Source organism: Enterobacter sp. HMSC16D10, assembly GCF_001807145.1.
GTDB lineage: Bacteria > Pseudomonadota > Gammaproteobacteria > Enterobacterales > Enterobacteriaceae > Enterobacter > Enterobacter roggenkampii.
The window spans coordinates 1-20,844 of the sequence record NZ_KV787887.1; the positions used below are offsets into that span (position 1 = coordinate 1).

Annotated in this window: 19 protein-coding genes and 1 riboswitch; of the genes, 12 read left to right on the plus strand and 7 right to left on the minus strand. The window is 57.0% G+C overall.

All coding sequences use genetic code 11. The annotated features are described in order from the left end of the window. The first annotated feature begins 293 nt into the window (after positions 1 to 293). Together purH and purD are read left to right on the plus strand one after the other, a co-directional pair. Positions 294 to 1,883: a bifunctional phosphoribosylaminoimidazolecarboxamide formyltransferase/IMP cyclohydrolase gene (gene purH / locus HMPREF3143_RS14750; protein ID WP_058654399.1), complete on the plus strand. Its 1,590-nt coding sequence runs from the start codon at positions 294 to 296 to the stop codon at positions 1,881 to 1,883. Between the two features lie 15 nt (positions 1,884 to 1,898). Continuing rightward, on the plus strand, positions 1,899 to 3,191 hold the full coding sequence (purD, locus tag HMPREF3143_RS14755) for a phosphoribosylamine--glycine ligase (RefSeq protein ID WP_008503470.1): 1,293 nt from the start codon (positions 1,899 to 1,901) through the stop codon (positions 3,189 to 3,191). A gap of 90 nt (positions 3,192 to 3,281) precedes the next feature. Here the strand turns inward: purD and HMPREF3143_RS14760 are convergent, their stop codons facing one another. From HMPREF3143_RS14760 to nudC, 6 genes are all read right to left on the minus strand, one after another. Then, positions 3,282 to 3,974 (minus strand): DUF1481 domain-containing protein, encoded by a 693-nt coding sequence (locus tag HMPREF3143_RS14760; protein WP_021242965.1) that lies wholly within the window; start codon positions 3,972 to 3,974, stop codon positions 3,282 to 3,284. A gap of 11 nt (positions 3,975 to 3,985) precedes the next feature. After that, positions 3,986 to 4,258 carry a nucleoid-associated protein HU-alpha gene (hupA, locus tag HMPREF3143_RS14765; RefSeq protein ID WP_002445246.1) on the minus strand — a complete coding sequence of 91 codons (273 nt, stop codon included), beginning with the start codon at positions 4,256 to 4,258 and terminating at the stop codon, positions 3,986 to 3,988. 186 nt (positions 4,259 to 4,444) lie between these two features. Next, a complete protein-coding gene (locus HMPREF3143_RS14770) occupies positions 4,445 to 5,035 on the minus strand; it encodes a YjaG family protein (protein WP_008503468.1) in 591 nt (196 codons plus the stop codon). 41 nt (positions 5,036 to 5,076) lie between these two features. Then, positions 5,077 to 5,748: a deoxyribonuclease V gene (gene nfi / locus HMPREF3143_RS14775; protein ID WP_059360277.1), complete on the minus strand. Its 672-nt coding sequence runs from the start codon at positions 5,746 to 5,748 to the stop codon at positions 5,077 to 5,079. 9 nt (positions 5,749 to 5,757) lie between these two features. Next, positions 5,758 to 6,822, minus strand: a complete 1,065-nt coding sequence (hemE, locus tag HMPREF3143_RS14780; protein ID WP_008503466.1) for a uroporphyrinogen decarboxylase — start codon at positions 6,820 to 6,822, stop codon at positions 5,758 to 5,760. Positions 6,823 to 6,860: 38 nt separating this feature from the next. After that, positions 6,861 to 7,634, minus strand: coding sequence for an NAD(+) diphosphatase (gene nudC / locus HMPREF3143_RS14785; RefSeq protein ID WP_070533504.1), 774 nt, complete (start codon positions 7,632 to 7,634; stop codon positions 6,861 to 6,863). Positions 7,635 to 7,729: 95 nt separating this feature from the next. Between nudC and HMPREF3143_RS14790 the strand changes: the two genes are divergently transcribed. The 10 genes from HMPREF3143_RS14790 (at position 7,730) to HMPREF3143_RS14835 (ending at position 16,500) form a co-directional block, all read left to right on the plus strand. After that, complete coding sequence (locus HMPREF3143_RS14790; protein WP_008503464.1) at positions 7,730 to 8,215, plus strand: Rsd/AlgQ family anti-sigma factor; 486 nt, start codon at positions 7,730 to 7,732, stop codon at positions 8,213 to 8,215. Between the two features lie 54 nt (positions 8,216 to 8,269). Continuing rightward, a riboswitch (TPP riboswitch) is annotated at positions 8,270 to 8,378 on the plus strand. 79 nt (positions 8,379 to 8,457) lie between these two features. Further along, complete coding sequence (gene thiC / locus HMPREF3143_RS14795) at positions 8,458 to 10,353, plus strand: phosphomethylpyrimidine synthase ThiC (protein ID WP_045354606.1); 1,896 nt, start codon at positions 8,458 to 8,460, stop codon at positions 10,351 to 10,353. Next, entirely contained in the window at positions 10,353 to 10,988 is a 636-nt protein-coding gene (gene thiE, locus HMPREF3143_RS14800) for a thiamine phosphate synthase (RefSeq protein ID WP_021242961.1), read from the plus strand. The genes thiC and thiE overlap by 1 nt, the downstream gene beginning before the upstream one ends. Continuing rightward, positions 10,981 to 11,736 (plus strand): HesA/MoeB/ThiF family protein, encoded by a 756-nt coding sequence (locus HMPREF3143_RS14805; protein ID WP_070533506.1) that lies wholly within the window; start codon positions 10,981 to 10,983, stop codon positions 11,734 to 11,736. Before thiE ends, HMPREF3143_RS14805 begins: the two co-directional genes overlap by 8 nt. After that, positions 11,720 to 11,920, plus strand: coding sequence for a sulfur carrier protein ThiS (thiS, locus tag HMPREF3143_RS14810; protein WP_021242959.1), 201 nt, complete (start codon positions 11,720 to 11,722; stop codon positions 11,918 to 11,920). The genes HMPREF3143_RS14805 and thiS overlap by 17 nt, the downstream gene beginning before the upstream one ends. A gap of 1 nt (position 11,921) precedes the next feature. Beyond that, positions 11,922 to 12,692, plus strand: coding sequence for a thiazole synthase (gene thiG, locus HMPREF3143_RS14815; protein WP_023345241.1), 771 nt, complete (start codon positions 11,922 to 11,924; stop codon positions 12,690 to 12,692). Then, positions 12,689 to 13,816: a 2-iminoacetate synthase ThiH gene (thiH, locus tag HMPREF3143_RS14820; protein WP_063617101.1), complete on the plus strand. Its 1,128-nt coding sequence runs from the start codon at positions 12,689 to 12,691 to the stop codon at positions 13,814 to 13,816. The genes thiG and thiH overlap by 4 nt, the downstream gene beginning before the upstream one ends. 336 nt (positions 13,817 to 14,152) lie before the next feature. Then, positions 14,153 to 15,694, plus strand: a complete 1,542-nt coding sequence (locus HMPREF3143_RS14825) for a sensor domain-containing diguanylate cyclase (RefSeq protein WP_070533508.1) — start codon at positions 14,153 to 14,155, stop codon at positions 15,692 to 15,694. A gap of 180 nt (positions 15,695 to 15,874) precedes the next feature. Continuing rightward, the gene (locus HMPREF3143_RS14830; RefSeq protein ID WP_008503456.1) at positions 15,875 to 16,183 is read left to right on the plus strand and encodes a PTS sugar transporter subunit IIB; all 309 of its coding nucleotides are present in this window, start codon (positions 15,875 to 15,877) and stop codon (positions 16,181 to 16,183) included. Beyond that, positions 16,183 to 16,500, plus strand: coding sequence for a PTS lactose/cellobiose transporter subunit IIA (locus tag HMPREF3143_RS14835; protein WP_008503455.1), 318 nt, complete (start codon positions 16,183 to 16,185; stop codon positions 16,498 to 16,500). The genes HMPREF3143_RS14830 and HMPREF3143_RS14835 overlap by 1 nt, the downstream gene beginning before the upstream one ends. Before the next feature lie 57 nt (positions 16,501 to 16,557). Here the strand turns inward: HMPREF3143_RS14835 and rpoC are convergent, their stop codons facing one another. Beyond that, the gene (gene rpoC / locus HMPREF3143_RS14840; protein WP_008503454.1) at positions 16,558 to 20,781 is read right to left on the minus strand and encodes a DNA-directed RNA polymerase subunit beta'; all 4,224 of its coding nucleotides are present in this window, start codon (positions 20,779 to 20,781) and stop codon (positions 16,558 to 16,560) included. Between the last annotated feature and the right edge of the window lie 63 nt (positions 20,782 to 20,844).

Sequence of the window (20,844 nt, forward strand, 5' to 3'; positions counted from 1 at the left end):
CATCCGCCGTGTCGATGGAGGCGCATTATAGGGAGTTCTCCGCAGGCCGCAACCGCTAAATGACAGAAAAATGACTGACTGCTGCATTCCACAGCAAAACCCCGCCTTATACCTTTTTACGCACAGACTTATCCACAATGATACGAAAAAGTGAAAATGTGCGAGCGTTGCGCAAACGTTTTCGTTAAAATGCTCGCGCTTTATAAGGATGCCTCGTCAGGTGTGTTAGATGAGTTTTTCACAGGAAAATTCATCTAACGCTCTCTGTAATCGTGAAATCCAGGGGATTTACCATGCAACAACGTCGTCCAGTCCGCCGCGCTCTGCTCAGTGTTTCTGATAAAGCCGGTATCGTCGAATTCGCTCAGGCACTTTCTGCACGCGGTGTAGAGCTGCTTTCCACAGGTGGAACCGCTCGCCTGTTAGCAGATAAAGGTCTGCCGGTAACCGAAGTGTCCGATTACACCGGTTTCCCGGAAATGATGGATGGACGCGTCAAAACCCTGCACCCGAAAGTCCACGGCGGTATTCTTGGCCGTCGCGGTCAGGACGACGCCATTATGGAACAGCACGACATCGCGCCGATCGACATGGTTGTCGTTAACCTCTACCCGTTCGCCCAGACCGTGGCGCGCGAAGGCTGCTCTCTGGAAGATGCCGTAGAGAATATTGATATCGGTGGCCCGACCATGGTGCGCTCTGCGGCCAAGAACCATAAAGATGTCGCCATCGTGGTCAAGAGCAGCGATTACAGCGCCATTATTAATGAGATGGACGCCAACGATGGGTCGCTGACCCTGGAAACGCGTTTCGACCTCGCCATCAAAGCCTTCGAGCACACCGCCGCGTACGACAGCATGATCGCCAACTACTTCGGTAGCCTGGTGCCGGCTTACCACGGTGAAAGCAAAGATCCTTCAGGCCGCTTCCCGCGCACCCTGAATCTGAACTTCATTAAGAAGCAGGATATGCGCTACGGCGAGAACAGCCACCAGCAGGCGGCCTTCTATATAGAAGAAGAGGTAAAAGAAGCCTCAGTTGCGACCGCCCAGCAGGTGCAAGGCAAAGCGCTCTCCTATAACAACATTGCCGACACCGACGCGGCGCTGGAATGCGTGAAAGAATTCAGCGAGCCGGCCTGCGTTATCGTCAAGCATGCGAACCCATGTGGCGTTGCCGTGAGCACCTCCATTCTGGACGCCTATGACCGCGCCTACAAAACCGACCCGACCTCCGCGTTCGGCGGCATTATCGCCTTCAACCGCGAGCTGGATGCTGAAACCGCTCAGGCCATCATCTCCCGCCAGTTTGTTGAAGTGATCATCGCGCCATCGGCCTCCGAAGACGCGCTGAAAATCACCGCGGCAAAACAGAACGTGCGTGTACTGGTTTGTGGTCAGTGGGCGGAACGCGTGCCGGGCCTGGACTTCAAGCGCGTGAACGGCGGCCTGCTGGTTCAGGACCGCGATCTGGGGATGGTGACAGAAGCCGACCTGCGCGTGGTGACCAAACGTCAGCCGACCGAACAGGAGCTGCGTGACGCGCTGTTCTGCTGGAAGGTGGCGAAGTTCGTGAAATCCAACGCCATCGTCTATGCCAAAGAGAACATGACCATCGGGATAGGCGCAGGCCAGATGAGCCGCGTTTACTCGGCGAAAATCGCGGGTATTAAAGCAGGCGATGAAGGCCTGGAAGTCAAAGGCTCCGCCATGGCCTCTGACGCCTTCTTCCCGTTCCGTGACGGTATCGACGCCGCAGCCGCTGTCGGCATCACCTGCGTGATCCAGCCTGGCGGCTCAATCCGTGACGACGAAGTGATTGCCGCTGCCGACGAACACGGCATTGCGATGATCTTCACCGACATGCGTCACTTCCGCCATTAATTCCCGGAGCAGAAAATGAAAGTATTAGTGATTGGTAACGGCGGACGCGAGCACGCGCTGGCGTGGAAAGCGGCCCAGTCTCCGCTGGTTAAAACGGTCTTCGTGGCACCGGGCAACGCCGGTACCGCGCTGGAGCCCGCGCTGCAGAACGTGGCTATCGGCGTGACCGACATTCCGGCGCTGTTAAGCTTTGCTCAGCAGGAGAAAATCGACCTGACCATCGTCGGCCCTGAAGCGCCGCTGGTGATTGGCGTGGTGGATGCGTTCCGCGCAGCGGGCCTGAAAATCTTTGGCCCAACGGAAGGCGCCGCGCAGCTGGAAGGCTCCAAAGCCTTCACCAAAGATTTCCTCGCGCGTCATAACATCCCGACGGCGGAATATCAGAATTTCACTGAAGTGGAGCCTGCTCTGGCCTGGTTACGTGAGAAAGGCGCGCCGATTGTTATCAAGGCCGACGGTCTGGCCGCGGGTAAAGGCGTGATCGTCGCGATGACGCTCGAAGAAGCCGAAGCCGCGGTTCAGGATATGCTGGCAGGTAACGCCTTTGGCGATGCGGGCCACCGCATCGTGATTGAAGAGTTCCTCGACGGTGAAGAGGCGAGCTTTATCGTCATGGTCGACGGCGAGCACGTTCTGCCGATGGCCACCAGCCAGGATCACAAGCGTGTGGGCAATGGCGACACGGGGCCTAATACCGGCGGGATGGGCGCTTACTCCCCTGCGCCGGTCGTGACTGACGACGTCCACCAGCGCACCATGGATCGCATCATCTGGCCTACCGTGAAGGGAATGGCGGCAGAAGGCAATACCTACACCGGTTTCCTTTATGCAGGCCTGATGATCGACAAGCAGGGTAACCCTAAGGTCATCGAATTCAACTGCCGCTTTGGCGATCCGGAAACCCAGCCCATCATGCTGCGCATGAAATCCGATCTGGTGGAGCTGTGCCTGGCTGCCTGCGATGGCAAGCTGGACGAGAAAACCTCCGAGTGGGACGAGCGTGCGTCTCTCGGCGTGGTGATTGCTGCGGGCGGTTATCCGGGCAACTACAGCACCGGTGATGAGATCCACGGTCTGCCGCTGGAAGAGATTGACGGTGCGAAGGTGTTCCACGCCGGTACGAAGCTAGCTGAGGACGATCGCGTTCTGACCAACGGCGGACGCGTGCTGTGTGCGACCGCGCTGGGCCATACCGTGGCAGAAGCACAGAAGCGCGCCTATGCGCTGATGGCGGATATTCACTGGAACGGTAGCTTTAGCCGTCAGGATATCGGCTATCGCGCGATTGCGCGTGAGCAGGGGGAGTAATTCCTCCTCGCCCTCACCCTCTCCCACAGGGAGAGGGAATCGTTCGTAGGCCGGATAAGCGTTAGCGCCATCCGGCTTAATCCACAAAACTCAAAAACTCTTCTCTGTCGGCTGCCAGGTGCAGAAATCTTCGTTCGCCACCAATAGCAATTGAGAGCCTTCCGGCGCCTCAAGCCACGCCACGCTCACGTCCATTGATGAATGACGCTGACGGCGTTGAATGTGTTCGGTCGCCCAGGATTCAAGCTCAGGCTTCACCGTTTGCCCTTCGCAGGTGGTTACCGTCCCGTCGTTATGCCAGCGCCCCTGGCGCAGCACAACGCGTCCCAGACGAAGCGCATCGCTGGTCTGGCGGATTTGTTCGGCACGGTAACGGTAGAGGGCGATTTGGTCGCTGGAAAGCTGCTGTTTTTGACCGCTGACTTCACGCTGCATAAAGCTTAGCTCACCATGGTCGTCAAAACGCACTTTCACGTGTTCGGGGGTCTTGCTGTAGACGTTCAGCTCAATCAGCGAGAGATCATCTCCCTGCCAGCGATATTCTGCCGTCGACGTATTTCCGCTATGCCACGGGCTGAAGGCAGACAACAGATGAACTTCATTGCCGGAATCTTTACGCCAGATCCTGACCGCGCCCTGGTTGTCAGCGTAGCCGCTGGCGGTAAACGGCGGCAGAGTGGTGTCGTGACTACAGGCTGACAGCAGCAGCGCACCTGCCAGCGCGAGCGTTCCGCGCCAGAAAGACAAAAGGGGCGTTGCCGCCCCTTCGCTAAAACTGTTCACTGCCACGCGTCTTACTTAACTGCGTCTTTCAGTGCTTTACCAGAAACAAATGCCGGCACGTTAGCTGCGGCAATTTTGATTTCTTTACCGGTCTGCGGGTTGCGGCCAGTACGCTCAGCGCGGTGGTTCACTTTGAAGGTACCGAAACCAACCAGTTGTACAGCATCGCCTTCTTTCAGAGACTCAGTAATAGCAGCCAGGGTAGATTCCAGAGCAGCTTTAGCCTGCACTTTAGACAGATCAGCCTTGTCCGCAATTACATCAATCAGTTGAGTCTTGTTCATAAGTTATCCTTTCAATGTGTTTATCGCTTGCTAAGCATCGAGTGCGACGAAAATGCCAAAAAAGCACTCTCCTGCATACACGCACCGATAGCCACTTTTTTTCGCCCCCCAAATGTAGACCAGACAAGGGTCGAAAGGGAAGAGTCGAGGAGCGACAAAACGGGCGTTATCTCAAGTTTTCTTATCTCATTGGTTAAAAATTATACCAATATTACTCTCACCGGCCTCACGTAAGTCCGCGCGCAGCCCTTTTATCAGCTCAATGTCGCGTTCTTCACACTCTGCCAGGAGGCGGAAAATCTCCCACTGGATATCCCATTCTTGCTCAACGGCCGGATTTGCACGCAGCTCTTCGTCGGTCATCTCGCGACCTTCCTGGGTCATTTCCAGCATCGCCACGGTGGTGATAGAGGCCTTACTGACTTCAATAGCGTGCTCCAGCGTCTCACCGCTCAGGCGGGAGTGGAGCAATTCGCTTAACGCCACACAGGCATCAATTGCCGGGTAGACGCCGTACAGGTCAAAATCATCCGCCACCGGGATCGCCTCTTCCAGCTTTTCGAGCTGAGAGTCGAAATTCACCTTCGCGTCTTTCACCGTCAGCGTTTCCCAGATCAGATCCAGAATGCGGCGGTAGATATGGCCATCACCAAAGCCGGTCTGCTTGCAGAACGCGGCATAGTTGGGATACATGCGCTCGCACAGGCAAGCCATGAAGGTGACGTGCTGCCAGCTTTCCAGCTTTTCAAGGCGCAGGTGAATCGGGTTTTGTAGCATGATGATCTCTCGAATCGAAAATTAGGCGCAGTTTACCTGAATCATCGCTGAATTTCCTGCCAACGAACAAAAGCCGGACGCGAAGAGGCCACCGCGTCAGCCCAGCGCGTTGGCTCCGGTAAGCGGTAGCCCTTCATGCAGCGCTGTACCCACGCCAGGGCGCTGTCCATACTCACCCGATGGCCGGTGGCGATGAACAGCGGATTACAGCGTGCCTTGCTGCGCCAGACCCACGCCAGCTGCTCGCCTTTATGGATAAGCGGCGCCAGCGCACCCGGCTCGGCTGAAAGAGGTTCAAAGGTGCCGCAGAGGCGTTTCTTGGCGACACCGATGGTCGGCACATCCACCAGCAGCCCAAAGTGGCTGGCAACGCCTAAACGGCGCGGGTGTGAGATACCGTGCCCATCGACAAAAAGCAGGTCAGGTTTTTGCGAAAGCTGCTCCCACGCTGCCAGCAGCGCGGGATATTCGCGGAAGGAGAGAAAGCCCGGAATGTACGGCATGGTGGTGGCAATACGCGCGACCTTGTACTCCACCAGCTCGAGCGAAGGGTATTTCAGGACCACCATCGCCGCTCGCGTCACGTCCCCACCCTGCTCAAACCCGACGTCGGCTCCGCCAATGTACTGCGGAGGATCCTTATCCAGACGATCCTCGCGGATCACCGATGAGGCCAGTTCGATTTGTTGAGCGCGTAGCGACGCGAGATCCATAACGACTCCTTACTTGTGATACTGGGCAGAAAGCCGATGCACCGCCTCCACAAATACGCCTGCATGCTCTGGCGGTACATCCTGATGAATACCGTGGCCGAGGTTAAAGACGTGGCCTTCCCCCTGGCCGAAACCAGACAGTATAGTCGACACTTCTTCTTCAATGCGGGCAGGCGGCGCATAGAGCATGGACGGGTCCATATTGCCCTGAAGCGCTACTTTGTCGCCCACGCGGCGGCGGGCATCAGCGATATCGGTAGTCCAGTCGAGACCCAGGGCGTCACAGCCGGTTGCCGCCATGGCTTCCAGCCACTGACCGCCACCTTTGGTGAACAGCGTGACCGGCACGCGGCGGCCTTCGTTTTCGCGCAGCAGGCCGTCAACGATTTTATGCATGTAATACAGGGAGAACTGTTGATAATCACGCCCGGTCAGCACGCCGCCCCAGGTATCGAAAATCATCACCGACTGCGCACCGGCTTTAATCTGCGCGTTGAGGTAGAGCGTGACGCTCTTCGCGAGCTTGTCGAGCAGCGCATGCAGAGCCAGCGGCTCGGCGTACATCATCTTTTTAATCAGGGTGAAGGCTTTGCTGCTGCCCCCTTCCACCATATAGGTCGCCAGCGTCCACGGGCTGCCGGAGAAGCCAATCAGCGGCACTTCACCTTTCAGCTCGCGGCGAATGGTGCGCACGGCGTTCATCACGTAGCCCAGCTCGCCTTCCGGATCGGGGATCGGCAGTTTGTCCACGTCGGCTTTGCTTCTGATCGGAGAGGTAAAACGCGGGCCTTCACCGGTTTCGAAGTACAGGCCAAGGCCCATCGCATCCGGAATGGTCAGAATATCCGAGAAGAGGATCGCCGCATCCAGCGGGAAGCGGCGCAACGGCTGGAGCGTCACTTCACAGGCCAGCTCGGCGTTTTTGCACAGCGACATAAAATCGCCCGCCTGCGCGCGCGTGGCTTTGTACTCTGGCAGATAGCGTCCCGCCTGGCGCATCATCCACACCGGGGTGACATCAACGGGCTGGCGCAGCAGCGCACGCAGATAACGATCGTTCTTCAGTTCGGTCATTTTTGCAGTTCCTTAAGCGTCATGGCCTCAGTGTAACACTACTCATACTCGGCCCGACACATCGCTACGGTATCTTCTATCAGCCGACGCGCCACGGTACCCGGTGGGGGGAGCAGCGGTAGATCGTCATAGCGATACCAGTTCGCATCCAGCAGCTCTTTCTGATCGATAACGATCTCGCCGCTGTCATAGTCGGCCATAAAGGCCGTCATCAGCGACTGCGGGAACGGCCACGGCTGGGAGGTGACGTAGCGCAGGTTCTTCACTTTGATCCCGCTCTCTTCCATCACCTCGCGCGCCACTGCCTGCTCCAGCGTTTCGCCCACCTCGACAAACCCGGCCAGCACGGTATGAATGCCGTTGCGATGGCGGGTATGCTGTGCAAGCAAAATAGAGTCATCCCGACGGATAGCGACGATAATGCACGGCGCAATTTGTGGGTAATAACGTTCGCGGCAGTGGCTGCAGAGCATCGCCCACTCGGTTTTACTCGGGTGCATGGTATGGCCGCAATAGCCGCAGTATTTGTGCGAGCGGTAAAACTCCGCCAGCTGCACGCCCCGCCCCGCCAGCTGGAACAGGCCTACGTCCAGATCCAACACCTGGCGAACGGATCCCATATCCAGACGACGCGCTTGTTGGATCAACCACACGGGTTCACCCTGCCACTCGCCGATCTTCAGCGCAGGCTGGCCCACGAGATCGAACGTTTCCGCCGCACCGTAGGGCAGCTCTCCACCGGGCAACCATAATTTTTGTTCGTGACTGACGATCCACCAACCCAGATCTGATTTTTCAATAATACGATCCATATCTATTGCACTACCTTCGCTTCACTGACATGTTGTTAGCATTGTGGTTACATTCTGGATGAGCAGATTCAATCCTACACTTTGCGGAGTCGACCATGTTAAACCAGCTAGAAAGCCTGACTGAGCGCGTTAGAGGAAGTAACAAACTGGTGGATCGCTGGCTACATGTGCGCAAGCATCTACTCGTGGCTTATTACAATCTGGTCGGTCTTAAGCCTGGCAAAGAATCGTTTATGCGGCTGAATGAAAAAGCGCTAGATGATTTTTGTCAGAGCCTGGTCGACTATCTGTCCGACGGCCATTTCAATATTTATGAACGCATTATCCGCGAAATGGAAGGGACAACGCCGTATTTAGCGGCCAGCAAGCTTTGTCCGCTGCTGGAAGCCAACACCCAGCAGATCATGGATTACTACGATTCCACGCTTGAGAACGCCATCGATCACGATAACTATCTTGAGTTCCAGCAGGCGCTTTCCGACCTTGGCGAAGCGCTGGAAGAGCGATTCACGCTGGAAGATAAGCTGATTAGCCTCGTCCTGGACGCCAGCCCCGAAGATAACATCGCGCGCCCGGCTTGAGTTCTTAATCGTTAACGAGTAATTTACAACCATTCGCCCCTCTCACGAGGGGGATTTTTCTTGTCGGAGTGCCCAGAGCGAAAGCCGGGCTGAGACCGTTAATTCGGGATCCGCGGAACCTGATCAGGCTAATACCTGCGAAGGGAACAAGAGTCACACTGCTGTTGTATCGCCCCCCGGGCGATCCTCTCTTGCTTCATCCGTCGTCTGACAAGCCATGTCCTTCACTTTTGGAATGAGCTATGTCTACTGCAAAACTGACCCGCCGCGAACAGCGTGCACAGGCCCAACACTTCATCGACACCCTGGAAGGCACCGCTTTCCCGAACTCGAAACGCATCTACATTTCCGGCTCGCAGGCCGATATCCGCGTCCCGATGCGCGAAATCCAGCTCAGCCCGACGCTTATCGGCGGCAGCAAAGAGAATCCGCAGTATGAAGACAACGAAGCCGTGCCGGTGTATGACACCTCCGGCCCGTACGGCGATCCTGATGTTGCTATTAACGTCCAGCAGGGTCTGGCAAAGCTGCGCCAGCCGTGGATAGAGGCGCGTAACGACTGCGAAGAACTGAGCGTACGCAGTTCTGCATACACCAAAGAACGCCTGGCCGACGACGGTCTGGACGCGCTGCGCTTTACCGGCCTGCTGACGCCAAAACGCGCCAGAGCGGGCAAATGCGTGACGCAGCTGCACTACGCCCGCCAGGGGATCGTCACGCCGGAGATGGAGTTCATCGCCATCCGCGAGAACATGGGCCGCGAGCGTATCCGCAGCGAAGTGCTGCGCTACCAACACCCAGGCGAAGGCTTTGGCGCACGCCTGCCGGAGAACATCACGCCGGAATTTGTGCGTGACGAAGTGGCCGCAGGCCGCGCGATCATCCCCGCCAACATTAACCACCCGGAATCCGAGCCGATGATTATCGGCCGCAACTTCCTGGTGAAGGTCAACGCTAACATCGGTAACTCGGCCGTCACCTCCTCCATCGAAGAAGAGGTTGAAAAGCTTGTCTGGTCAACGCGCTGGGGCGCGGACACGGTAATGGATCTCTCCACCGGCCGCTATATTCACGAAACCCGCGAATGGATCCTGCGTAACAGCCCGGTTCCGATTGGCACCGTCCCGATTTATCAGGCACTGGAGAAGGTCAACGGCATCGCCGAAAACCTTACCTGGGAAGCGTTCCGCGACACGCTGCTGGAGCAGGCGGAACAGGGCGTGGACTACTTCACCATTCACGCGGGCGTGCTGCTGCGCTACGTGCCGATGACCGCGAAGCGTCTGACCGGCATCGTCTCGCGCGGCGGTTCGATCATGGCGAAGTGGTGCCTCTCCCATCACCAGGAGAACTTCCTTTACGAACACTTCCGCGAGATCTGCGAAATCTGCGCCGCTTACGATGTCTCTCTGTCGCTGGGCGACGGCCTGCGCCCGGGCTCCATCCGCGACGCCAACGACGAAGCGCAGTTTGCCGAGCTGCACACGCTGGGCGAACTGACCAAAATCGCCTGGGAGTATGACGTGCAGGTGATGATTGAAGGCCCGGGACACGTGCCGATGCAGATGATCCGCCGCAACATGACCGAAGAGCTGGAGCACTGCCACGAAGCGCCGTTCTACACGCTGGGGCCACTGACCACCGACATCGCGCCGGGCTATGACCACTTCACGTCAGGCATTGGCGCGGCGATGATCGGCTGGTTCGGCTGCGCCATGCTCTGCTACGTGACGCCGAAAGAGCACCTCGGGCTGCCAAACAAAGAGGACGTGAAGCAGGGGCTGATCACCTACAAGATTGCCGCCCACGCGGCGGATCTGGCCAAAGGCCACCCGGGCGCGCAAATCCGTGATAACGCCATGTCGAAGGCGCGCTTTGAATTCCGCTGGGAAGACCAGTTCAACCTGGCGCTGGATCCGTTCACCGCCCGCGCCTACCACGACGAAACCCTGCCGCAGGAATCGGGCAAAGTCGCGCACTTCTGCTCCATGTGTGGGCCGAAGTTCTGCTCGATGAAAATCAGCCAGGAGGTGCGCGACTACGCCGCCACGCAAACCATTGAAGTGGGTATGGCGGACATGTCCGAAACCTTCCGCGCCAAAGGCGGCGAAATCTACCTCAAAAAAGAGGAGGCGTAATGTACCAGCCCGATTTCCCACCCGTTCCCTACCGTTTAGGGCTCTATCCGGTGGTGGACAGCGTGGCGTGGATAGCGCGCCTGCTGGAAGCAGGCGTTCGCACCCTCCAGCTGCGCATCAAGGATAAACGCGATGAGGAGGTGGAAGCCGATGTGGTTGCCGCCATTGCGCTGGGGCGTCGGTATAACGCCCGCCTGTTTATCAATGACTACTGGCGGCTGGCCGTTAAGCACCGGGCGTACGGCGTGCATCTGGGTCAGGAGGACCTGGAAACAACGGATCTGAGCGCAATCCGTGACGCCGGGTTGCGTCTTGGTGTGTCAACACACGATGACATGGAGATCGACGTGGCCCTGGCGGCCCGTCCCTCTTACATCGCGCTCGGTCACGTCTTCCCGACGCAAACCAAGCAGATGCCCTCCGCTCCGCAGGGTCTGACGCAACTGGCGGGTCACGTTAAACGCCTTGCCGACTACCCCACCGTCGCCATCGGCGGAATCAGCCTGGAACGCGCCCCGGCAGTGCTGGAGACCGGCGTGGGCAGCATCGCCGTCGTCAGCGCCATCACCCAGGCCGCAGACTGGCAGGCCGCCACTGAACAGCTGTTACAGCTGGCAGGAGCAGGCGATGAATGATCGCGACTTTATGCGCTACAGCCGTCAGATCCTGCTGGAAGATATCGCCATCGACGGGCAGCAAAAACTGCTGGCCAGCCGGGTGCTGATTGTTGGCCTGGGGGGATTAGGCACACCCGCCGCGCTCTATCTGGCAGGCGCGGGCATCGGCACGCTGGTGCTGGCCGACGACGACGAGGTCCACCTCAGCAACCTGCAGCGACAAATCCTCTTTACCACCGAGGATATCAACCAGCCGAAAGCACAGATCACCCGGCAGCGGCTGCATCAGCTTAACCCGGGTATCGAACTGATTGCCCTACAGGAGCGGCTTGGCGGTGAAAGCCTGCACCGTGAAGTCGCCCTTGCCGACGTGGTGCTGGACTGTACCGACAACATGGCGACGCGCCAGGCGATCAACGCCGCCTGCGTGGCAAACCATACGCCGCTTATCACCGCCAGCGCGGTGGGGTTCGGCGGGCAAATGATGGTTCTGACGCCACCGTGGACGCAGGGCTGCTATCGCTGCCTGTGGCCGGACGATGCCGAGCCGACGCGCAACTGCCGTACGGCGGGCATTCTGGGTCCGGTGGTCGGCGTGATGAGCACGATGCAGGCGCTGGAGGCCATCAAGCTGCTCAGCGGCATGGAGACGGAACGCAATACGCTGCGGCTGTTTGATGCCCGCTCCAGCGGCTGGCGTCATCTGGCGCTGCATCGCGCCAGCCACTGCCCGGTGTGCGGAGGCCGCGATGCGCATTCTGTTTAACGATGAGCCGATGAGCTGCGACGACGGGCTCACCGTTGCCGCACTGCTCGACAAGCTGCGTCAGCTCAAGCCGGGAACGGCGCTGGCGCTCAATCAACAGATCCTGCCGCGCGAGCAGTGGGAACATCAGCAGGTCAATGAAGGCGACCAGATCCTGCTGTTTCAGGTTATCGCAGGGGGCTGAGATGTTACGTATTGCCGATAAGGATTTTGATTCGCATCTGTTTACCGGAACCGGAAAATTCGCCTCGCCGCAGCTGATGGTGGAGGCCATTCGCGAAAGCGGCAGCCAGCTGGTGACGCTGGCGCTTAAGCGCGTGGATCTGCGCCATCACAGCGATGCCATTCTGGCTCCGTTGCTGGAAGCGGGCGTCACGCTGTTGCCCAACACCTCCGGCGCCAAAACGGCAGAAGAGGCGATTTTTGCCGCACAGCTGGCACGGGAGGCGCTCGGCACCCGCTGGTTGAAGCTGGAAATCCATCCGGATGCCCGCTGGCTGCTGCCCGATCCGATCGAAACGCTGAAAGCGGCTGAAAAGCTGGTTCAGCAAGGGTTTACCGTCCTGCCTTACTGCGGGGCCGACCCTGTCCTGTGCAAACGGCTGGAAGAGGTCGGTTGCGCTGCCGTCATGCCGCTGGGGGCCCCCATTGGCTCCAACCAGGGGCTGGAGACCCGCGCGATGCTGGAAATCATTATTGAACAGGCCACCGTACCGGTGGTGGTGGATGCGGGCATTGGCGTGCCCAGCCATGCCGCGCAGGCGCTGGAGATGGGCGCCGACGCGGTGCTGGTCAATACGGCTATCGCGGTTGCCGACGATCCGGTCATGATGGCGCGTGCATTCCGCCTGGCCGTAGAGGCAGGCCTGCTGGCAAGGGGATCCGGCCCCGGCTCGCGCAGTTTCCAGGCGCAGGCCACCAGCCCGCTGACCGGTTTTCTGGAGGCGATCTCATGAGCACGTTTACCGAGCGCTGGCGCCAGCTTAGCTGGGACGACATTGCCCTGCGTATCAACAGCAAAACGGCGGCTGACGTGGAGCGCGCGCTGCAGGCCCGTCATCTGACCCGCGAGGATCTGATGGCCCTGCTCTCCCCGGCGGCCAGCGCCTACCTCGAACCGATGGCCCAGCGAGCGCAGCGGCTTACCCGCCAGCGGTTTGGCAACACGGTGAGTTTCTACGTGCCGCTCTATCTCTCCAACCTGTGCGCCAATGACTGTACCTACTGCGGTTTCTCCATGAGCAACCGCATCAAGCGTAAAACGCTCGATGAGGCTGAGATTGCCCGTGAGTGTGCGGCCATCCGTGAAATGGGCTTTGAACATCTTTTGCTGGTCACGGGCGAACATCAGGGGAAAGTGGGAATGGACTATTTCCGTCGGCACCTTCCCACCATTCGTCGTCAGTTTGCGTCGTTGCAGATGGAAGTGCAGCCTCTGTCGCAGGAGGAGTACGCGGAGCTCAAAACGCTCGGGCTGGACGGCGTCATGGTCTATCAGGAAACCTACCACGAGGCGACGTACGCCCGACACCACCTGAAGGGCAAGAAACAGGATTTCTTCTTCCGCCTGGAAACGCCGGACAGGCTGGGTCGCGCCGGTATCGACAAAATCGGTCTGGGTGCGCTGATCGGGCTCTCCGACAGCTGGCGGGTGGATTGTTACATGGTGGCGGAACATTTGCTGTGGCTCCAGCAGCACTACTGGCAGAGCCGATACTCCATCTCCTTCCCGCGCCTGCGTCCCTGCGCGGGAGGAATTGAACCGGCTTCGCTGATGGATGAACGCCAGCTGGTGCAGACCATTTGCGCGTTTCGCCTGCTCGCTCCGGAAGTGGAATTATCGCTCTCAACGCGCGAGTCCCCGGCGTTTCGCGATCGCGTCATCCCGCTTGCGATTAACAACGTCAGCGCGTTTTCCAAAACGCAGCCTGGCGGTTACGCCGACGACCATCCGGAACTGGAACAATTTGCACCTCATGACGGACGACGCCCGGAAGCGGTCGCCGCCGCCCTGACGGCGCAGGGTCTTCAGCCCGTCTGGAAAGACTGGGACAGCTGGCTGGGAAGAGCCTCGCAGTGACGTTGAAACGCACTGCAACACGTTAAAAAATTGTCGAGCCGCGACGAAAAGGCAAAACCGGAAGATTGTCAGCGATCGTCCGGTTTTTTATTGTCACACGGTCAGCAACGGATGCTGACCAGGGCGAAAAGCTTCTTCCTCGTTTCGCCCTGCCTCTGGTTCATTGCAAAAACGGCTCATGCCATTTTAATAAGTATTTTCTTAATGGTTCTTAAGATAAATCATCCTGTCAAAAATCGCGTGCCGTATAATTCACCGCTAACCGCAGGGCAGCGACTATGCTGAGAGGATATCGGCAGACGAAAAGTATTCACCATCAGGAACGATGTACAGCTCATGGCACTTCACAGCAAAAAGCTCTCTTTTACCCGGCCCATTATGCTCAGCTTTGCGGGGATCCTCTGCAGTTTTGCGGTGATCGCGATCGCGGTGACGCTTTCGCAACGAAAGGATTTTCTTGAGGATTATCATAAGATCAATAGCAACTTCACGCACAACCTGGCGGTGAACTACACCGAATCTATCCTGCGTGAAAACGACTATATTCTGGGCCGTTCCGCGATGTACTTTGCGCGCGACGACAGGCTAAACGAGACGCTAAACCTTAACCCGACGCAGGGGCTGCAGATGGTCATGCATTTGCAGAACCTGATGCCGACCGTCTCCTCCATTTCGCTTGCCGATACGCAGGGGCATTATCTGCGCGCACCAGAAGTGCTCCCCACGGAGAAGAGTAAAACCTTCGATCCCCGAACGCGGCCGTGGTTTGTCGCTCAGGCGGAAGCCAGCATCTTCAGCCACTATACCCGTCCCTACATGGACTACTTTACCGGCCATCCGACAGTAACCCTTTATAAGCCGTTGATCTCGCCGGAGGGCAGACTGAAGGGAACGATCGCCTTTCATCTTGATTTGACGTCAATGGGCTATACCCTGCGCCAGATGGTGGCACCCGTTCAGGGGGAATTCTTCGTCGTCGAACGCGACGGTGCTGTGGTGCTGCATCCGGATACCGGCGCGCTCTTCAAGCAGTACGTGAGCGAAGCGCTGATGGACAAAATGACCAGCGGCGAAGGCCATCTTTACGACAAGAAAAGCAACGCCTGGTATTACTATTACTCGTTTACCAACCCGGACTGGTTTGTCATCTACCGGGTATCCGGTGCGACGCTCCCCGATATCACCCGCCACGAAACGACGATCGTTGGCTGGGGGTTTGCGCTGGCGGCCATCATCATCATCCTTTTCGGCTTATACCTCCGCCACGCCTCGCGTAGCGTGCTGATGCACATTATCAATGCCATCAAAACTGGCGACGTTAACGAGGCACCGCGCCTGGAAGCGATGTTGAGCCACACGATTCAGTCCAATAAAGAGCGCGAAATGGCGTATGTGCGCCAGGCTACCCACGATGCGCTGACGGGCTGTAAAAACCGACGCGCGTTCGACAGCGATATCGCAGAGCTGCTGAATGCTCAGCAGCCCTTCGCGATGGCGCTGGTGGATATTGATAACTTTAAGTCAATTAACGACACGCTGGGTCACCTGACCGGTGATATCGTTCTGCGCAACGTGGCTCGTGAAGGGATCCAGATTATGCAGCCACATCACGTCTCGGTTTACCGTTATGGCGGAGAAGAGTTCGCCGTAATCTTCCAGGCGGAGCAGATGTCTTCCGCGCTCTCATTATTGGAAGCGTGGCGTACCGCCGTTGAAAAACGCGTCTGGCGGGAAGAAAACCTGCGGGTTACGTTCAGCGGCGGTCTTGGGGAGTGGCATTTTGAACCGCTGGAACAATTTGTCGGAAGCGTTGATAACGCCCTCTACAGCGCCAAACAGCAGGGAAAAAATCGAATCGTTCGCACATCCATCAGCTAACCCTCTCGCTTTCACCCTGCCCGTTTCGACGGGCCGGGTACCCGCCAATGTAAAATTGTAACCGGTTTCAGAAAAACGCCTGTTTCTTTGTGATGCCTGACACACAATCGCGGTAAAGCGGTTGTTGAAGCGGTCTGCACGGGATAATTATCAATAAACACATGTAGATCGAGGCTGATTATGAAGAACATCGTTTTATGCTGTGCAGCGGGAATGTCAACCAGCATGCTGGTTCAACGTATGAAAGACGCCGCGCAGAAAAAAGGGGTTGAAGTCACCATTAAAGCCGTTCCGGTTGCGGAGTTTAAAGACAACATCGCAACGGCCGACATCGTATTGCTGGGGCCACAGGTTAAATACGAGCAGGCTAAATTACAGGCGCAGGCCGACCCGCTGGGCAAAAAGGTCGCGGTGATCGACATGATGGATTACGGCATGATGAAAGGTGATGCCGTACTGGATAAAGCGCTCAAACTTCTGGAGTCATAATGGAAGACTTAGAAACCACGATTATGGAACTGCTTGTTAACGCAGGCGCGGCGCGCAGTGCGGCCCTGACGGCATTGCAGATGGCGCGTAAAGGTGAGTTTGACGAAGCCGAAAAAGCGATGGAAGAGTCGCGGGAATATGTGAAGCATGCGCACACCATACAGACGCAGCTTATCGGTCTTGATGAAGGGACCGGGAAGCTTCCGGTTAACCTGATCACCGTCCACTCGCAGGATCACCTGATGAACGCCATGGTCATACAGGACCTGGCGGGCGATATGATTGAGCTGTATCGACGGATCCCATTAGTAAACTGAAATAGTGCAGATATAAAAAAACCCGCCGAAGCGGGTTTTTTATTAGCGACTCAACGATTACTCGTTGTCGGAGCCACCCAGACCTGCGTTCAGCAGTTCTGCCAGGCTCGCGGATGCATCTTCAGCAGTAACCTGCGGTGCAGCTGGCAGTTCGCCTGCAGCACGACGACGCATACGATCCTGATGGTACGCATAACCGGTACCCGCCGGGATCAGACGACCCACGATAACGTTCTCTTTCAGACCGCGCAGTTCATCACGTTTACCTGCAACAGCGGCTTCGGTCAGGACACGAGTCGTTTCCTGGAACGATGCTGCAGAGATGAAGGACTCGGTTGCCAGAGACGCTTTGGTGATACCCAGCAGATCGCGCGAGAAGGTCGCACCGATTTTGCCGTTCGCTTCCAGTTCGCGGTTAGCGATCTTGACGCGTGAGTATTCAACCTGCTCGCCTTCGAGGAACTCGGAGCTGCCCGCGTTTTCGATGGTTGCTTTACGCAGCATCTGACGAACGATAACTTCGATGTGTTTATCGTTAATCTTAACGCCCTGCAGGCGGTATACGTCCTGTACTTCGTTAACGATGTAACGAGTAACAGCATGCACACCACGCAGACGCAGGATGTCGTGCGGCGCTTCTGGACCGTCGGAAACCACGTCACCACGTTCTACGCGTTCACCTTCGAACACGTTGAGCTGACGCCACTTAGGAATCATCTCTTCGTACGGTTCGCTGCCATCTACTGGAGTGATAACCAGACGGCGCTTACCTTTGGTCTCTTTACCGAAGGAGATGATACCGCTGATTTCAGCCAGGATTGCCGGCTCTTTCGGACGACGTGCTTCGAACAGGTCCGCAACGCGTGGCAGACCACCGGTGATGTCCTTGGTACCGCCGGATTCCTGAGGAATACGCGCCAGGGTGTCACCCGAGCTGATCTGTACGCCATCTTCCAGCTGTACAATCGCTTTACCCGGCAGGAAGTACTGCGCAGGCATATCGGTACCTGGGATCAGAACGTCATTACCCTGAGCATCAACGATTTTCAGTGCAGGACGCAGATCTTTACCGCCGGTAGTACGTTCAGCAGAATCCAGAACCACCAGAGAAGACAGACCGGTCAGCTCGTCAGTCTGACGAGTAATGGTCTGGCCGTCGATCATGTCAGTGAAGCGGATGAAACCACTTACTTCGGTGATAACCGGCATGGTGTGTGGATCCCAGTTTGCAACGGTTTCACCGCCGGCAACCTGCTCGCCATCACCTTTCGCCATAACCGCACCGTAAGGCACTTTATAGCTCTCTTTGGTACGACCGAATTCGTCGATCAGCTTCAGCTCGGTGTTACGTGAAGTGATAACCAGTTTACCGCTGGAGTTCACAACCGACTTCGCGTTGCTGAGCTTGATGCTACCTTTGTTTTTCACCTGGATGCTGGATTCAGCAGCCGCACGAGATGCCGCACCACCGATGTGGAACGTACGCATCGTCAGCTGTGTACCCGGTTCACCGATGGACTGTGCCGCGATAACGCCGATGGCTTCACCTTTGTTGATGATGTGGCCACGCGCCAGGTCACGACCGTAGCAGTGCGCACATACACCAAAGTCGGTGTCACAGGATACAACGGAACGCACCTTCACGGAGTCAACAGAGTTCGCTTCCAGCAGGTCACACCACTGTTCGTGCAGCAGGGTGTTGCGTGGAACCAGAATGTCTGCGGTGCCCGGCTTCAGGATGTCTTCCGCGGTCACACGACCCAGTACGCGATCGCGCAGTGGCTCTTTAACATCACCACCCTCGATAACCGGGGTCATGGTGATACCTTCGAGGGTGCCACAATCGTCTTCGGTCACAACCAGATCCTGCGCAACGTCTACCAGACGACGCGTCAGATAACCGGAGTTCGCGGTTTTCAGTGCGGTATCCGCCAGACCTTTACGCGCACCGTGCGTGGAGATGAAGTACTGGAGTACGTTCAGACCTTCACGGAAGTTCGCGGTGATTGGCGTTTCGATGATGGAGCCATCTGGCTTCGCCATCAGACCACGCATACCTGCCAGCTGACGAATCTGTGCTGCAGAACCACGCGCACCGGAGTCGGCCATCATGTAGATGCTGTTGAAGGAAACCTGCTGCTCTTCTACGCCGTCACGGTTAATCACGGTTTCGGTCTGCAGGTTGTCCATCATCGCTTTGGATACACGATCGTTCGCCGCTGCCCAGATATCGATAACTTTGTTATAGCGTTCGCCCGCGGTAACCAGACCAGACTGGAACTGCTCCTGGATCTCAGCAACTTCAGCTTCCGCTTCAGAGATGATCTCGTGTTTCTTCTCTGGGATGACCATGTCATCGATACCAACAGATGCACCTGAACGCGCTGCATAAGCAAAGCCGGTGTACATAGTCTGGTCAGCGAAGATAACGGTCGGCTTCAAGCCCAGAATGCGGTAACAGGTGTTCAGCATTTTGGAGATCGCTTTCTTGCCCAGCGCCTGGTTGACGATGGAGAAAGGCAGACCTTTCGGTACGATCATCCACAGAATGGCACGGCCAACGGTCGTGTCTTTCAGGCTGGTTTTCGCAACGAATTCGCCGTTTGCATCTTTTTCGTATTCGGTGATACGCACTTTAACGCGCGCATGCAGAGAGGCCAGGCCAGCGCGATAAATACGCTCAGCTTCTTTCGGGCCAGTCAGCACCATGCCTTCGCCTTTGGCGTTAACACAGTCACGGGTCATGTAGTACAGACCCAGTACAACGTCCTGAGAAGGAACAATGATTGGCTCACCGTTCGCTGGAGACAGGATGTTGTTGGTAGACATCATTAGCGCACGCGCTTCGAGCTGGGCTTCCAGCGTCAGCGGTACGTGAACAGCCATCTGGTCACCATCGAAGTCGGCGTTATATGCCGCACAAACCAGCGGGTGCAGCTGGATCGCTTTACCTTCGATCAGGACTGGCTCAAATGCCTGGATACCCAGACGGTGCAGGGTTGGTGCACGGTTCAGCAGTACCGGGTGTTCGCGGATAACTTCGTCCAGGATATCCCAAACGACAGCTTCTTCACGCTCAACCATTTTCTTCGCGGCTTTGATGGTGGTGGCCAGGCCACGCAGTTCCAGCTTGCCGTAGATGAACGGTTTGAACAGCTCCAGTGCCATTTTCTTCGGCAGACCGCACTGATGCAGACGCAGGTATGGACCTACGGTGATTACAGAACGACCGGAGTAGTCAACACGCTTACCGAGCAGGTTCTGACGGAAACGACCCTGTTTACCTTTGATCATGTCGGCCAAAGATTTCAGAGGACGTTTGTTAGAACCGGTGATCGCACGACCGCGACGACCGTTATCCAGCAGGGCATCTACCGCTTCCTGCAGCATACGTTTTTCGTTGCGTACGATGATGTCCGGCGCAGCCAGATCCAGCAGACGTTTCAGACGGTTGTTACGGTTGATCACGCGACGATACAGATCGTTCAGATCGGACGTTGCGAAACGACCACCATCCAGCGGAACCAGTGGACGCAGATCTGGCGGCAGAACCGGCAGAACGGTCAGGATCATCCACTCTGGCTTGTTACCAGACTGAACGAACGCTTCCAGCAGTTTGATACGCTTGGTCAGCTTTTTACGCTTGGTTTCGGAGTTGGTTTCGTTCAGCTCTTCACGCAGCTGCTCGCACTCTTGCTCCAGATCCATGCTCTTCAGCAGGGCCTGAATAGCTTCCGCACCCATCTTCGCGTCGAATTCGTCACCGAACTCTTCCAGCGCGTCCAGATACTGCTCTTCAGTCAGGATCTGATGACGTTCCAGGTTCGTCATCCCGCCTTCGATAACCACATAAGATTCGAAGTACAGAACACGTTCGATATCACGCAGCGGCATATCCAGCAGCAGACCGATACGGGACGGCAGTGATTTCAGGAACCAGATGTGAGCAGTCGGAGACGCCAGCTCGATGTGGCCCATGCGCTCACGGCGCACTTTGGTCTGGGTCACTTCAACGCCGCACTTCTCACAGATCACACCGCGGTGTTTCAGGCGCTTGTACTTACCGCACAGGCACTCGTAATCTTTTACTGGCCCGAAAATACGCGCACAGAAAAGGCCGTCACGCTCAGGTTTGAACGTACGGTAGTTGATGGTTTCCGGCTTTTTAACTTCACCGAAAGACCATGAACGGATCATGTCTGGCGAAGCCAGAGCAATTTTGATCGCATCAAACTCTTCGGTTTTAGTCTGCGCTTTCAGAAACTTTAATAAATCTTTCACGGATTTGCTCCCGTCGGAGTTAGCACAATCCGGTGCCGGGGATTAACCCGGCACCAGTGACCT